The organism is Stenotrophomonas sp. YJH_SMC_53 (assembly GCF_059369995.1).
Genome location: NZ_JCAFTF010000019.1, coordinates 25,609 through 39,647, shown reverse-complemented (window position 1 = coordinate 39,647; position 14,039 = coordinate 25,609). Strand labels below are relative to the sequence as shown.

The 14,039-nt window shown below is 67.5% G+C and carries 12 protein-coding genes; 7 read left to right on the top strand and 5 right to left on the bottom strand.

The annotated features are described in order from the left end of the window. Window positions 1–267: 267 nt before the first annotated feature. Both AC5P7X_RS19960 and AC5P7X_RS19955 read right to left on the bottom strand, forming a co-directional pair. Entirely contained in the window at window positions 268–534 is a 267-nt protein-coding gene (locus tag AC5P7X_RS19960) for a DksA/TraR family C4-type zinc finger protein (RefSeq protein WP_005418184.1), read from the bottom strand. Between the two features lie 170 nt (window positions 535–704). Next, window positions 705–1,262 (bottom strand): DUF2058 domain-containing protein, encoded by a 558-nt coding sequence (locus AC5P7X_RS19955; RefSeq protein ID WP_069139975.1) that lies wholly within the window; start codon window positions 1,260–1,262, stop codon window positions 705–707. 63 nt (window positions 1,263–1,325) lie between these two features. On the opposite strand from AC5P7X_RS19955, the gene AC5P7X_RS19950 reads away from it, so the two are divergent. The 3 genes from AC5P7X_RS19950 to AC5P7X_RS19940 all read left to right on the top strand — a co-directional run bounded on the left by AC5P7X_RS19950 (window position 1,326) and on the right by AC5P7X_RS19940 (window position 4,291). Continuing rightward, window positions 1,326–1,826 (top strand): M48 metallopeptidase family protein, encoded by a 501-nt coding sequence (locus tag AC5P7X_RS19950; RefSeq protein WP_053499398.1) that lies wholly within the window; start codon window positions 1,326–1,328, stop codon window positions 1,824–1,826. Window positions 1,827–1,873: 47 nt separating this feature from the next. Further along, the gene (locus AC5P7X_RS19945; RefSeq protein WP_206620987.1) at window positions 1,874–2,572 is read left to right on the top strand and encodes an RNA pseudouridine synthase; all 699 of its coding nucleotides are present in this window, start codon (window positions 1,874–1,876) and stop codon (window positions 2,570–2,572) included. 165 nt (window positions 2,573–2,737) lie between these two features. After that, entirely contained in the window at window positions 2,738–4,291 is a 1,554-nt protein-coding gene (locus tag AC5P7X_RS19940) for a phospholipase D family protein (RefSeq protein WP_495215277.1), read from the top strand. Window positions 4,292–4,294: 3 nt separating this feature from the next. Here AC5P7X_RS19940 and AC5P7X_RS19935 read toward each other — a convergent pair whose 3' ends face one another. Then, a complete protein-coding gene (locus AC5P7X_RS19935; protein WP_329843074.1) occupies window positions 4,295–5,371 on the bottom strand; it encodes an HDOD domain-containing protein in 1,077 nt (358 codons plus the stop codon). Between the two features lie 277 nt (window positions 5,372–5,648). On the opposite strand from AC5P7X_RS19935, the gene AC5P7X_RS19930 reads away from it, so the two are divergent. After that, window positions 5,649–6,746 (top strand): Glu/Leu/Phe/Val dehydrogenase dimerization domain-containing protein, encoded by a 1,098-nt coding sequence (locus tag AC5P7X_RS19930; RefSeq protein WP_004153019.1) that lies wholly within the window; start codon window positions 5,649–5,651, stop codon window positions 6,744–6,746. A 47-nt stretch (window positions 6,747–6,793) separates the two neighbouring features. Here AC5P7X_RS19930 and AC5P7X_RS19925 read toward each other — a convergent pair whose 3' ends face one another. Next, window positions 6,794–9,637, bottom strand: coding sequence for a S8 family serine peptidase (locus tag AC5P7X_RS19925; RefSeq protein WP_495215276.1), 2,844 nt, complete (start codon window positions 9,635–9,637; stop codon window positions 6,794–6,796). Window positions 9,638–9,819: 182 nt separating this feature from the next. Between AC5P7X_RS19925 and AC5P7X_RS19920 the strand changes: the two genes are divergently transcribed. From AC5P7X_RS19920 to AC5P7X_RS19910, 3 genes are all read left to right on the top strand, one after another. Further along, on the top strand, window positions 9,820–10,995 hold the full coding sequence (locus AC5P7X_RS19920; protein WP_005418201.1) for a thiolase family protein: 1,176 nt from the start codon (window positions 9,820–9,822) through the stop codon (window positions 10,993–10,995). A 124-nt stretch (window positions 10,996–11,119) separates the two neighbouring features. Continuing rightward, the gene (locus AC5P7X_RS19915) at window positions 11,120–11,461 is read left to right on the top strand and encodes a hypothetical protein (protein WP_005418203.1); all 342 of its coding nucleotides are present in this window, start codon (window positions 11,120–11,122) and stop codon (window positions 11,459–11,461) included. A 154-nt stretch (window positions 11,462–11,615) separates the two neighbouring features. Further along, window positions 11,616–12,026 (top strand): hypothetical protein, encoded by a 411-nt coding sequence (locus AC5P7X_RS19910; protein ID WP_005418205.1) that lies wholly within the window; start codon window positions 11,616–11,618, stop codon window positions 12,024–12,026. Between the two features lie 280 nt (window positions 12,027–12,306). On the opposite strand, the gene AC5P7X_RS19905 is transcribed toward AC5P7X_RS19910, so the two are convergent. After that, on the bottom strand, window positions 12,307–13,944 hold the full coding sequence (locus AC5P7X_RS19905; protein WP_206621100.1) for an acyl-CoA dehydrogenase family protein: 1,638 nt from the start codon (window positions 13,942–13,944) through the stop codon (window positions 12,307–12,309). Window positions 13,945–14,039: the final 95 nt, after the last annotated feature.

The window sequence follows — 14,039 nt, the reverse complement described above, 5'->3', positions numbered from 1 at the left end:
CACGGCTTGGTGCTTGAACTCATCGGTGTAGCTACGACGGGTGATACGGGACATAAGGGACCTCCAGGTGCGATCAAAGTATCGCTTCTTGGCGTCCGCTGACGGGGGGCCAGATCAGTGAGCCGCATGGATGCGGCGACCGAGCTTACATGGACGTACTTGCAGCGTCCCCCTCAATCGGACCCACCCCGCCATCCCACGGATAGCACGCTTTTGCCGTTGCCGTTGCTCCAAGCAGGTGCAGGGCGCAGCCCTGCCGAGCACCCCTTACCTCAGCTGGCTGTCCTTGCTGCCACGCCGGTTGTAACCGGCATGCGCCTGCTCTTCTTCGTCATGCGCCTGCTGGCAGGCCACGCACAAGCGAACTCCCGGCACAGCACGACGTCGCGCCAACGGAATCGGCGCTTCACATTCCTCACAGTGCTCGAGGCCCGGGCCCTGCCGCAGCTGGCGGCGCGCGCGGGCGATCGCATCGTCGACGGTGGCGTCGATCTGGTCCTGGACCGCGCCATCTCCCGCCCAACCGGTGGCCATGGTCTTCCTCCGCAGGTGTGTCGCCTGATATGGGGACGATACACCCGCCCACAAAGGAGCAGGCCAGTGTTGCGCCGAGCCGTGCCCGGTGCGCCTTCAGCAAGCTGAGCAGAACGCCAACGGATCCAATCGGGGCGATCGCGACTTAATCCCCTCCGTCCCCTTTTTGCTTACCAGATCAGGTCGTCCGGCACCTGGAACTGGGCGTAGTAGGCGTCGTCCTCGGCGTTGCCGGTGGAGATCTCGGCAGTCGAGCCCGGCTGGCCGTGGTCGACGATGATCGCCTCCGGGGTCCGCTCGCGCACCTTCTCGGCGGCGGCGCGCGGCAGCAGGGCGTAACCCTCGCCATTGGCGACGATGACCAGCACGCCCACCGACAGCGCCTTGCGCAGCTTGGGGTCGATCAGCAGGGTGCGGATCGCCGCGCCATCGCTGAAGCGATACTCGTCATCGCCCTTGTGGGGTACTGCATGGGCCGCGATGATCTGCTTCGCCTGTGCCTTCTGTTCCGCCTGCCTGGCCTGGGCATTGCGCTCGGCGGCCAGCGCGCGGTCACGCTCGACCTTCTCGGCACGGGCACGTTCAGCCTCACGCTGGACCTCGGCCGAGGCCGATTCGGCCTTGCCCTGGCGGGCCTTGGCCTGCTCCCGCGCGGCGGCGCTGGCCTGCGACTTCTTGGCCAGACCGGCCTTGAGCAATTGTTCCTGCAGCGCGTTGGGCTTTGCCATGGTTGGTACGTACCGCGTGTAATCTTGGATGCTTCCATTCTACCGACGCCCCGCCGCCCCTGCATGGCAGTCCTGAAGTACCTCACCGGCTACCCCGAACCCCTGGTCGCCCAGGTCAGCGAACTGCTGGCGCAGGGCAAGCTCGGCCCCTGGCTGCAGCAGCGCTATCCCGACCCGCACGAGGTGCGCAGCGACCGCCAGCTGTACGACTACACCCAGGCGCTGAAAGATCGCTACCTGCGCAAGTCGGTGCCGCTCAACAAGGTCTGCTACGACAACACCCTGGAAGTGATCAAGCACGCGCTGGGTACGCATACCGCCATTTCCCGCGTGCACGGCAGCCGCCTCAAGGCCAGCCGCGAGATCCGCATCGCTACGGTATTCCGCCAGGCGCCAGCGGCGTTCCTGCGCATGATCGTGGTGCATGAGCTGGCCCACCTGAAGGAAGCCGACCACAACAAGGCCTTCTACCAGCTGTGCCAGCACATGGAACCGGATTACCTGCAGCTGGAGTTCGATACCCGTCTGTACCTGACCGAGCTGGCCAACCGCAGCCAGCGCTGACCGGCCGCAGCAGCTACACTGCGCGCCCCCTGCCCGACCTGCCCGCCATGGAACCGATCCGTCTCGACAAACGCCTGTCCGCCCTGCTCGGCATCCCCCGCGGCGAAGCGCGGCGCTATATCGAAGGCGGCTGGGTAACGGTCGACGGCGAAGTGGTGGAACAGCCACAGCGCCCGGTCGATGACAGCGTGGTGATCGTCGTGGCCGAGCAGGCCAGTGATGAAAAGGCCGAGCGGGTCAGCATGCTGCTGCACAAGCCGGCCGGCGTTGCTGCTGAGACCCTGTGTGCGCTGGTCAGCAGTGACAGCCGCAGCGAACTTGATGCCAGCGACATCCGTCCGTTGCAGCGCCATTTCCACGGCCTGCAGCTGGCCGCTGCACTTCCGGCCAGCGACAGCGGCCTGGTGGTGGTCAGCCAGGATCCGGCCACGCTGGCCCATCTACAGCGCAATCTGGGCCGCACCGAACAGGAATACCTGATCGAAGTGGCCGAAGGCGGCCCCGAGCGAGGACCGTGGCTGCTGGCGCGGCTGCAGCAGGAATCCGGCGGCGCGAAGGTCAGCTGGCAAAGCGAGCAGCGCCTGCGCTTTGCCGGCAAGGGGCTGACCGTCAAGGGCCTGCGCGTGGCGGTGACCGCCGCCGGGCTGCAGGTGCTGGCCGTGCGCCGACTGCGCATCGGCCGGGTGGCATTGGGGCCGCTGCCGCCGGCGCAGTGGCGTTACCTGGGCAGCGACGAGCGGTTCTGAGGCCTGCGGGTCAGGGCCCTTTCCTGCAGAAACGGGTCCGCCCCCCATCCGTGACGCCCGCGGGGTCGGATCCCTTGCCGAAGGCAAGGGCGCTGACGCCCTATCGATCCTGCAGGCATTCCTTCACGCAAGGCGTGGATCTACCATCGAGGCATGAGCCTGCCCATGCCCCTGGGGCGACGCCTGTTGCGCGTCGCTGCAATCGTCCTCGCCGCGCTGTTGCTGCTGGTCCTGTCCGGGCTGCTGCTGGCCGACCATCTCACGCCACAGGCACAGGGCGCGCCCTCGCATGTACTGCCATTGCAGCCGGCGCAGACCCGCATCGACCAGCAGATCGTGCCGCTGCAGGACGCGCATCCCGGGCAGTCAGGCGTAGCGTTCCTCAGTGATGGCATGGATGCCTTCGCCGCGCGCGCGATGATCACCGCGCACGCTGGCCGCAGCCTGGACCTGCAGTACTACATCTGGCACGACGACCTGATCGGCCACCTGATGGCCAAGGCGCTGCATGACGCCGCCGAACGCGGTGTGCGCGTGCGCATCCTGCTCGACGACATGAACGCCAAGGACAAGGACGCGCTGATGATGGCGCTGGACCGGCACCCCAACATTGAAATCCGCCTCTACAACCCGTTCCGCAACCGGACCGGCATCCTGCGCGTGGTGGAGATGGTGCAACGCTTCTTCAGCGTGAACCACCGCATGCACAACAAGAGCTGGATCGCCGATGGCCGCGTCGCGATCGTCGGCGGCCGCAACATCGGCGAGGAGTACTTCAGCGCGCGCACCGATGTGAACTTCCAGGATCTGGACCTGCTGGTCGCCGGCCCTGCCGTGGAGCAGGCCAACCGGATCTTCGACGACTACTGGAACAGCGAGGCCGCCATTCCGGTATCCGCGCTTGCCTTTCATACCGATGCGCAGCTGCGCCTGCTGGTGCGCGAATCGGATCATGAGGCGCAGCGGGACGTGGCCCGGCCCTACCTTGCGCGCGTGGCCGAATCGCGCCAGCGGCAGCGCCCGAGTCCCGAGCCATTGCACTGGAGCAGTGCAGTGCGCATCGTCTCGGACCCGCCGATGAAGCATCGCAGGGATGATCGCGCTGCCTGGCTGGTGTCGACCCTGATCAGCGAGCTGCAGGCCGCCCGGCACAAAGCGTTGTTGATCTCACCCTACTTCGTGCCAGGCAACGAAGGCCTGGATGGCTTTTCGGCCATGGCCGGGCGGGGCGTGCAGGTCGGCGTGGTGACCAACTCACTGGCTGCCAACGACGTCGCCGCCGTGCACGGCGGCTACATGAGCTACCGCGTGCCGTTGCTCGAAGCGGGCGTCCACCTGTACGAACTGAAGGCGCACGGACAGTCCGGCGATGCCGGCATGTTCGGCAGCAGCGGCGCGAGCCTGCACACCAAGGCGTTCGTGGTCGACGACCGCCGCGGCTTCGTCGGCTCGTTCAACCTCGACCCTCGCTCGGCCTACCTCAACACCGAAATGGGCGTACTGTTCGACGACCCGGTGCTGGGGGCGCAACTGCGCGATGAGTACCTGCGCCTGGCGGACCCCAGGCACAGCTGGTGGCTGGCGCTGGACGACCGAGGGCTACGCTGGCTGGAGCGTGAACCGCCACCGCACTGGGTGGAGGCCGAACCCGGCGCGAGCCTGGGCAAGCGCTGGACCGCGCGGGCCATCAGCTGGCTGCCGGTCGAATCGCAGCTGTAGTACTCAGGCCGCCGGGCCGGCCTGGTCCTGTCCGGCATCATCCAGCGTTTCCACGCTGCGCCCATGCAGGCGCCGCCAGATCCAGCGCAATGCATGCGGCGGCGCTGAAGGCAGCTGCTCCAGCAGCGCCAGCATGCGGCTCTGGCTGGCATGCCCATGGCGGCACAACAGGCTGGCCGCTGCGGCGGCGCTGGCCAGGCGCAGGCTGTCGGCCAGCGCCCCTTCTGCATCCACCGCCAGGGCCTGGTGAACCGGCTCAGGCAGCTCCCATGCGGCGGCGACCCGCTGCGCCAACGGCAACGACCACTGCTGCAACATCTGCAGGGCCAACGCCGGCTCCACGGCCTCGCCGCGGGCCTGCGCTTCCTGCAGCAGCTGGCGCATTACCAGTGACGCGCCCAGTCCCTGCACCAGGCCCAGCCACTGCGCGGCGAAAGCATCACCGAAGGTAACCGTGCGTGCGTGGTCTGCAGCCGCGCGCGAGGCCAGCAATGCGTGCTCCCAGATGATCGTGCTGAACTGCGGGAACACTTCGCACTGCACCTGCATCACCGGCTGCACCAGTACCGCGCTGATGATCTGCCGCACGCCTTCGGTACCCACCAGTGTCACCGCCCGCTGCAGGCTTTCGACCGGGCGCTCATGCACCTTGTAGGCCGGGCTGTTGGCGATGCGCAGCAGGTTGCCGGTCAGTACCGGGTCCTGACCGATGATCGCGGCCATCACCCGCGCTGAGGCGGCATCGTCGTTGACGGTCTGGATCAGCTGCGGCAGCAGTTGCGGCCGGCGGGGCAGCTGCCTGGCCGCCCAGTTGCGGTCCTGCAGCGCGCGCGCCACCGCCTCGCCCAGCCCTGCGGCCTGCACCGGCGTGGATTCACCGGCCAGACGCGGGTACAGGGCCAGCGCATGCAGGCCACGTTGCAGATGTGCAGCGATCTCGGCCGAGGGCAGCGCCTCGCCCTGCAGGCTCGCCGCCGCGGCGGCCACCGCCTGGCGGGACGCAGCAACCAGCCGCGACGGTGCCGCCCCGGTCGAACGCGCCAGCCAGCCGCGCAGCGATCGCCACCAGGCCGCTGTCATCGCCGCCCGCCCTGTCGTTGCAATGTCCTTGCCGTCACTGACCGCCCGCCTCTTCACGCCAATCCGGCCACCCGCCGTCGTCGCAGCATCGGCCGCACTTTCATCTTCTTTAACCGGAAGGCATGCGACGTCGACGGCACCGGCCAGGGGAATGGACTAGAATGGCGCCGCGCGACCCGTCCCCCAGCCATGACGACGTCGCTTTTTTTGTTTTGGGACCCTACCGTTCACTGGCCGTTCGCTGCAGTTCGCCGCTGATCGCGCCATCGGAGACGCCATGCTATTCGAAACCCTCGCCACCACCGGCCACGAACAAGTGGTGTTCTGCCACAACCACGATGCCGGCCTGCAGGCGATCATCGCCATCCACAACACCACCCTGGGCCCGGCCCTGGGTGGCGTGCGCATGCGTCCGTATGCCAGCACCGACGAGGCGCTGGCCGACGTGCTGCGGCTGAGCCGGACGATGACCTACAAGAATGCGCTGGCCGGCCTCAACGTCGGTGGTGGCAAGGCAGTGATCATCGGCGACCCGAAGGTGGACAAGACGGAAGTACTGTTCCGCGCCTTCGGCCGTTATGTCGACTCGCTGGGAGGGCGCTACATCACCGCCGAGGACGTCGGTACCGACGTCAACGACATGGAGAACATCTACCTGGAGAGTCAGTTCGTGACCGGCGTGCACCAGGTCCATGGCGGATCCGGCGATCCGGCCCCGTTCACCGCCTACGGTGCGCTGCAGGCGCTGATGGCGGCGATGCGCTTCAAGTTCGGCCATGAGGAAGTGGGCAAGACCAGCATCGCAGTGCAGGGCCTGGGCCACATCGGCATGGAGCTGGTCAAGCTGCTGCGCGATCGCGGCGCCAAACTGTATGTCACCGACCTGGACAGCGCGCTGGTTGATCGCGCGGTCAGCGATTTCGGCGCCGAAGCGGTCAAGCCAGACGAGATCCACGAAGTGAACGCCGATGTGTTCGCACCGTGCGCGCTGGAAGGCGCGATCAACGCCGACACCCTGCCGCGGATCAAGGCGAAGATCATCTGCGGTACCGCCAACAACCAGCTGTCGAGCCTGGAAATCGGCGATGAACTGCATGCGCGCGGCATCCTGTATGCACCTGACTACGCGGTCAACGCGGGCGGCGTGATGAACGTGTCGCTGGAGATCGATGGCTACAACCGCGAACGCGCGATGCGCCTGATCCGCAGCATCTACCACAACCTCACCCGCATCTTCGAACTGTCGCAACGCGAGAACATCGCGCCGCAGCGGGCAGCCGACCGCATCGCCGAAAGCCGTATCCTGTCGATCGGCAAGCTGAAGATGCCGCTGGGTCGCAGCACCCCGCGCCTGGGCAACCTGCGCGGCGGCTGAGCCTGCCGATGTCGCGCCGGGCCTTTCGACCCGGCGCGACCGCCCGTTCAGAACCCGGTGCTGTAGCGCAACGCCGCCTGGCGCGCGCCTTCGCCGCCGACGCGTTGGTCGAAGCCCAGGCTCAGGCGGCCGTTGCGGCCCCACCACGACTCCAGCGCCACGCCGAACAGCGCACTGCCACGCGGCGCGTTCCAGCCCGCCAGTGGCGCCCATGCATCAACGCCGACGAAACTGGCCTGCCAGTCCGCATCGGCACCATCGAGCCGCTGCTGCCATTCGGCATGCCCGCGCAGGGTCCAGCGCCCCCAGCCACGTTCGCCGCGGATACCGGCCAGCATCTGGCTGCGCTGTACGCGGTTGGCATCGCCACGCAGGCCGAAGCCGAACCCGCCCAGTTCGTTGAAGGCATCGGTATCCACGCGCGTGCTGCTGGCGCCCACGTAGGGTGTGAACGACGCACCCGCGCGGCCGAAACGATAGCCGCCTTCGACACTGGCACTGCTGAAACGTCCGCCGTAACGTGCAGAGACACCGTAGGCGCCGGCGCCCAGCAGCAACTGGCGATCCAGCGCCCGGGTGAACTGGCCGCTGCCGACCTGCGCCAGCGCATAGCCCCGGCCCAGGTTCCAGCCGGCATACAGCTGCGCCTGCGCCTGGCGATCACGCCCACGATCACCACCGACGCTGCTGCCACCATTGCTGCGGGTTTCGCCAAAGGCCACGCCCATCAGCCCATTGCTGCCCAGTGGCAGGTCCTGGCCGGCCATCCAACCGCGGCTGTCGGCGGCATTGCCGGCGAAACTGCCCTGCCCGGCTTCGCCGAGCGCGCTCTGCCAGGCCCCGCGCAGGCGCGGCGCCGCCTGCACGCGATCAAAGCGCTCGGCGATCGCGCGGCGTGACATGTCGATGCTGTCGAAGGTGGCCGACTCGGCCCGCGCATGCGCCTGTCCGGACAGGCTCTGCAAACTGGCCTCGAGGCCTTTGCTGCCACCGCCGGTCCACTGCAGCGCACCGGCGGCCGTACCGAAGGCCGAGCCCTGCAGCGTCGTATCGCCATCAAGTGCGCTGAACGCACTGTCCACGCGTTGCGCAGCCGACTGCGCCGAGGCCGTGAGCCCGGTCGCGGCCGCCGTGACGCTGACCTGGGTCAGGTTCAACCAAGCGTTGTTGCTGTCATAGCCATAGCTGCTCTGCAGCAGCGACAGGCCCTGCAGGCCGCTGGAGGTGGCCGGGCTGCTGAAGGTGCCGCTGAGGCCGGCGGCGGCGTGGATCAGGTCCTGGCGGCTGCCGTTCTGCGGCACATAGCCGGAGACGAAGCCGTGCACGCGCACGCCCCCGTTGATCGTGGCGTTGCCGGTGACCTGCAGCGCATTGGCACCGAGCGCGATCATCAGCTGCGCGCCGGCCTGCTGGGTGTAGTTGCCCTCGATGGTGCCGGTGGTGTTGCCGGTGGTCAGGAACACGCTGCTGCCGTTGACCACATTGCCGATCACGCGCGGCGTACCGCCATTGAACTGCAGGCCGGTTGAATCCGGATCGGCCTGCGCCAGGATCGTCACGTTGGAGCGGATCACGCTGCCGTTCTGCAGTGACAGGATGCCGCGCTCGATGCGGGTGGCACCGCTGTAGCTGTTGTTGCCCCCCAGCACCAGGGTTCCCCCGCCCTGCTTGACCAGGCCACCGCTGCCGACGATGTCATTGCTCCACAGCGAGCCACTCGATGGCGCATCGACATTGGCCACCACATCGCCCCAGTCGAAGCGCCCCGGCCCCTTGATCGCCCGCGAGATGTCGAGCAGGCCGTAGCCGAACACCGCATCCACGCCGGGCGCACCGATGTCCTTGGCGGTGCCCAGCAGGGTCTGCCGCACCAGGTTGTTGTCGAAGTACGGGTAGCGCTGCCAGACCAGGGCGGCGGCGCCGGAAATCAGCGGGGCGGCGAAGGACGTGCCGTAGTTCCAGTAATAGCTGCCGCCGTTGGCATCGGGATAGACCGCGCTGCCCGGCGCCGCCAGGCAGTAGCGCGCGGCTTGGCCGCAAGCATTGGCGTAGCTGGCCAGCGTGCCCGGTGCATACGGATCCACCGCAGTGGCCACCAGCCAGCCGCGCTCCAGATCGGCCGCCGGCAGCGAGCCGGCAACGCCCAGCTGGCTGGGCAGCGCGGCCAGGCTGCTCGGCTCGGGGCGCGCATCGTTGCCGGCCGCGAACACCACCAGGCCGCCATGGTTGATGACGAACGGCCGGTACTCGGCCGCCACCTGCGCGGTGGTCGGCAGGTCGGTCCAGTACAGGCCGCCCCACGAATTGTTCATCACCTTCACGTTGTAGCTGATCAGGTCCTGGTGGACCTGCGCCACGCCCAGTGGGCCGCTGAAGGAATTGCCCTTGCCGCTGCCGTCGTCGACGGGCGGCTTGTCGGCGATGATCCGCGCCGAAACGATCTGTGCGCCGGGGGCGATGCCGCCCGGCCAGGACCCCACCGAAGCACCCGCGGCCAGGCTGGCCACCGCCGTGCCGTGGCCCACCACGTCGTCCACCTGCAGGTTGTTGCGGGCGGGGTCGATGTAATTGAGGTTGGCGACCACGCGCCCGTTCAGCGCCACTGCGTTGCGCTGCACGCCCGAATCGACGATGCCGATGCGCACCCCCTGCCCGGTCAGGCCGGCGGCCTGTGCGGCACGCGCATTGGTCACGGACAGGTGCGCGTCGAAGGCCGGCTCCTGCGGCTTGGCCGGAGGCGGTGTGGTCGGCGGGGGCGTGGTCGGGGGCGTCGGGGTGGTCGGGGGGGGATCGATGCGGACATTGCCGCCGCCTCCGCCGCCACCACATGCCGTCAATGCCATCGCCAGCGCCGACGCCAGCGCCGACCTCACCATCATCGTGCGTTCCATCGATTCCTTCCCATGAACGTTGGCCTGCCTACATCCCGGCAGGCGTGCGGTGCCGCCCAGCGGCGGCCCTCCCCGACCCTCTATACTTGAGTCGACCCCCACGCAGTCTGCCGGGAAATCGCGGCGCTTCCAACGTCCTCGGTCTCCTTTCCGAACATTGCTTACGCATCAACGAGATTGCCATGTCCAACATCGTCATCGCCGCCGCCAAGCGCACCGCCATCGGCTCCTTCCTCGGCCAGTTCAACGGCGTGCCGACCCCGACCCTCGGCGCGGCCGCCATCGCGGCCGCCCTGGAACAATCGGGCGTGCCGGCCAGCGACGTCTCTGAAGTCCTCATGGGCTGCGTGCTGCCGGCCAACCTCGGCCAGGCGCCCGCCCGCCAGGCGGCGATCGCCGCCGGCATTCCGCTGTCGACCGGTGCCACCACCCTCAACAAGGTGTGCGGCTCGGGCATGAAGACCATCATGCTCGGCCATGACCTGATCAAGGCCGGTTCGGCCAGCATCGTGGTCGCCGGTGGCATGGAATCGATGTCCAACGCCCCGCACCTGCTGCCCAACTCGCGCACGGGCAACCGCTTCGGCAACTTCCAGGCGATCGACCACATGGCCCACGACGGCCTAGTCAACGCCTACGACGGCAAGGCCATGGGCGAGTTCGCCGAATGCGCCGTGGACAAGTACCAGTTCAGCCGCGAGGAACAGGACGCCTACGCGATCGAATCGGTCAAGCGCGCACAGGCCGCACAGGCCAATGGGGCATTCGCCGATGAGATCGTCGCGGTGAAGGTGGCCACCCGCAAGGGTGAGGTCGAGGTCGCCACCGATGAGCAACCCGGCCGCTCCGACATCGCCAAGATCCCGACCCTGCGCCCGGCCTTCAAGAAGGACGGCAGCGTCACCGCCGCCAGCTCCTCCAGCATCTCCGACGGCGCCGCTGCGGTGGTCCTGCTGACCGAGGAAGACGCCAACGCACGTGGCATTACCCCGCTGGCGCGCATCGTCGGCCACGCCACCCATTCGCAGGAACCGGAATGGTTCACCACCGCCCCGATCGGCGCGATCCACACACTGCTGGCCAAGACCGGATGGTCGCTGGACCAGATCGACCTGTTCGAAATCAATGAGGCCTTCGCCGTGGTGGCGATGGCACCGATGCGTGAACTGGGCATTCCGCACGACAAGCTCAACGTGAATGGCGGGGCCTGCGCACTGGGCCATCCCATCGGTGCCTCCGGTGCACGCCTGGTGGTGACCTTGGTCAACGCCCTGCGCACGCGCGGTGGCAAGCGCGGCATTGCCACCCTGTGCATCGGTGGTGGTGAAGCAACAGCCATCGCCATCGAATTGATTTAAAAAGATTTAACGACGATTTCGCAAAAATGAATGCGGGATCGCTTGACACCCAATCTTGGCTTGTCATCATGTTGTCGGCGCGCAGCATGCGCGTTGCCTAATTCTAACGACGAGGATTTACACAATGAGCATCAACAAGCTGCTGGTCGCGATGTCCCTGGCTCTGGCCCTGGCCGCCTGCTCGAAGCAGGAAGCTGCCCAGGACGCCGCTGCTTCGGCCAACGAAGCCGCCACCGAAGCCCAGGCTGCTGCCGACCAGGCCGCCGCTGCCGGCGCCCAGACCGCCGACGCTGCCCAGCAGGCTGCCAACACCGCCGCCACCGCTGCTGACGCTGCGACCGACGCTGCTGCCAACACCGCTGCTGCGGCGACCGACGCTGCTGCTGGCGAAGCCAAGGACGCTGCCAAGGCTGCCGAAGCTACCGCTGAGCAGGCCAAGGACGCTGCTGAAGAAGCCAAGAAGTAATAACTTCTTTCTTCAGGCTGTTCTGAAAAAGCCGCTGGTTCGCCAGCGGCTTTTTCTTTGGCCTGCTGCCTGCGCGCACCTCGGATCGCGACCCCGTCTTCACAACGGCATGAATAGGCTGGCGTCCCCATCCATTGCAGTACCGGAGACCGCCATGAAGATTCGCCCGATCACCACCACGCTGCTGGCCGCCTCCCTGCTGCTGGCCCTGGCCGCCTGCAAGGGTCCGGAAGCCGAACAGGCCAAGCAGGACGCGCAGCAGGCCGCCGACAGCGCCGGCGCTGCCGCCCGTGACGCCGTGGACAGGGCCGCCGAAGCCACCCGCAACGCTGCCGACAAGACCGCTGCCGCTTCCGAGCAGGCCGCCGCCGATACCCAGCAGGCACTGGACAAGGCCGCAGACGCCACCGCAAACGCCGCAGACAAGGCCAAGGTTGCGGCCACCGACGCCGCTGCACATGCCAGCGACGCCACTGCGGACGCCGCACAGAAGGTTGCTGACAAGGCCCGTGATGTCGCCAATGACGCCAAGGCCAACGCCGCCAAGGAAGAAGCCAAGCACTAAGGCCTACCGGCAGCCGGGCATCGTCTCGGCGCTACAGGAAAAGCCGCGGCACTGCCGCGGCTTTTCTGCTTTTCGCTCTCTGCTCTTTCTGTTGATTCCGTGCTGGACGCGTACGGAAAGTGTCCAAGGACGCGCGGGTAGGTTGCGCAGGGGCGTAAGCGCCATGGATGGCGCGCCCGAGCCTACAAGGCCGTATTCACGGCGCCCCCTGCGCGACCTACCCGCGCGGCCCACCCATCAGTATCAGCGGCCACCACGAGGGGCTTCGCCGTTGGCCGCCCTACGGCAGCGCGCGCGCCAGCATTGCCGACAGATCCACACCCGCCGGCAGCGTCCCGAACACCAGCCCATGCTGCCCTTCCAGCCGGCTGCACACGAACGCTTCAGCCATTGGACTGCCCGCCCGCAACATCAACGCTGCCTGCAACAGCAGCGCAGTGCGCTCGCAGAACAGCCTCGCCTGCGACTCATCCGGTGCCGGCGCCGCTGCCCAACGCTGCAGCGCCGCCGCGTAGCGCGCATCATGATCGGCCACCGCTGCCAGCTCGGCGCGCAGTGCCGCCAGTGCCTCCGGTTCACGTGCCAGCGCGCGCAGTACGTCCAGGCACTGGATGTTGCCACTGCCTTCCCAGATCGAATTCAACGGTGCCTGCCGGTACAGCCGCGGCAGCATCGATTCCTCCACATAGCCTGCGCCGCCGAGGCATTCCTGCGCTTCGTTGACGAAGGCCGGCGCGCGCTTGCACAGCCAGTACTTGCCCAGCGCCGTTCCCACCCGTGCCAGCGCAGCTTCGTTGGCATCCACGGCGGCGCGATCCACCGCGCGTGCGATGCGCATCGAAAGTACCGTGGCCGCTTCCGATTCCAGTGCCAGGTCGGCCAGCACATTGGTCATCAACGGGTGCTCGACCAGCAGCTTGCCGAAGGTGCGGCGATGGCGTGCGTGGTGCAACGCCTGCGCCAACGCCATGCGCATTTCCGCCGCTGCGCCCAGCATGCAATCCAGGCGGGTCATCATCACCATGCCGATGATGGTGGCCACGCCACGCCCCTCCTCGCCCACCCGCCATGCCTGCGCGCCGCAGAACTCGACTTCGCTGGAGGCATTGGCCCAGTCGCCGAGCTTGTCCTTCAACCGCATCAACCGGAATGCGTTGCGGTCACCGTCGGCCAGCCGGCGCGGCATCAGCAGGCAGGTCAGTCCTCCCGGCGCCTGCGCCAGCACCAGGAAGCCATCGCACATCGGTGCGGAAAAGAACCACTTGTGGCCGACAAGGCGATAGCGCTCACCATCGATCGGTTCGGCGCGCGTACTGTTGGAGCGCACATCCGAGCCGCCCTGCTTCTCGGTCATGCCCATGCCCAGGGTGATGCCGGCCTTGTCAGCCACCGGCACGTCGCGCGCGTCATAGACCGGCGCTGCGGCCTTGCGTGCCCACTCGGCCAGATGCGGCTGCGCGTGCAGCACCGCTACTGCTGCATGGGTCATCGTCAACGGGCAACTGGTGCCGGCCTCGGCCTGGTGGTGCAGGTAGCTCAACACCGCACGCGCGACATGCGCGCCGGGTTGCGGTTCATGCCAGGACAAGCCGGCGACACCGTGCGATTTCGCCGTCTCCATCAACTGGTGATAGGCCGGGTGGAACTCCACCGTATCGATGCGATGACCCTGCGCATCATGCGTGCGCAGGCGTGGGCGATCGCGGTTGGCATCGAAGCCGAGCCGGTACAGCTCGTCGCCGGCCAGCGCGCCATAGACCGCCAGGCGTGGCGCGAAGCTGCCAGCGCCTTCGCGTTGCACGGCTTCCATCAGCGCCACGTCGTCAGTCCACAACTGGCGCCCCGCGAACGGTGGCGGCTGGTTCAACACCACATGGGTTTCGTAGGGCGCGTCGCTGCTGAAGCTTGGTCCACTCATCCGGTCCATCCTGGCGGCAGGAGGTATGCGGTCCGATTGTGCCGCATGACTTGCCAAGCCCGTGTTCAGGCCGGTTCTCACCGTCTGCACGAGCA

Coding starts and splice junctions, on each gene's coding strand:
- AC5P7X_RS19915 (WP_005418203.1), top strand. CDS start 11,120: ATGAGCATCAACAAGCTGCTGGTCGCGATGTCCCTGGCTCTGGCCCTG.
- AC5P7X_RS19910 (WP_005418205.1), top strand. CDS start 11,616: ATGAAGATTCGCCCGATCACCACCACGCTGCTGGCCGCCTCCCTGCTG.
- AC5P7X_RS19935 (WP_329843074.1), bottom strand. CDS start 5,371: ATGACAGCGGCCTGGTGGCGATCGCTGCGCGGCTGGCTGGCGCGTTCG.
- AC5P7X_RS19955 (WP_069139975.1), bottom strand. CDS start 1,262: ATGGCAAAGCCCAACGCGCTGCAGGAACAATTGCTCAAGGCCGGTCTG.
- AC5P7X_RS19945 (WP_206620987.1), top strand. CDS start 1,874: ATGGAACCGATCCGTCTCGACAAACGCCTGTCCGCCCTGCTCGGCATC.
- AC5P7X_RS19960 (WP_005418184.1), bottom strand. CDS start 534: ATGGCCACCGGTTGGGCGGGAGATGGCGCGGTCCAGGACCAGATCGAC.
- AC5P7X_RS19930 (WP_004153019.1), top strand. CDS start 5,649: ATGCTATTCGAAACCCTCGCCACCACCGGCCACGAACAAGTGGTGTTC.
- AC5P7X_RS19950 (WP_053499398.1), top strand. CDS start 1,326: ATGGCAGTCCTGAAGTACCTCACCGGCTACCCCGAACCCCTGGTCGCC.
- AC5P7X_RS19905 (WP_206621100.1), bottom strand. CDS start 13,944: ATGAGTGGACCAAGCTTCAGCAGCGACGCGCCCTACGAAACCCATGTG.
- AC5P7X_RS19925 (WP_495215276.1), bottom strand. CDS start 9,637: ATGGAACGCACGATGATGGTGAGGTCGGCGCTGGCGTCGGCGCTGGCG.
- AC5P7X_RS19940 (WP_495215277.1), top strand. CDS start 2,738: ATGCCCCTGGGGCGACGCCTGTTGCGCGTCGCTGCAATCGTCCTCGCC.
- AC5P7X_RS19920 (WP_005418201.1), top strand. CDS start 9,820: ATGTCCAACATCGTCATCGCCGCCGCCAAGCGCACCGCCATCGGCTCC.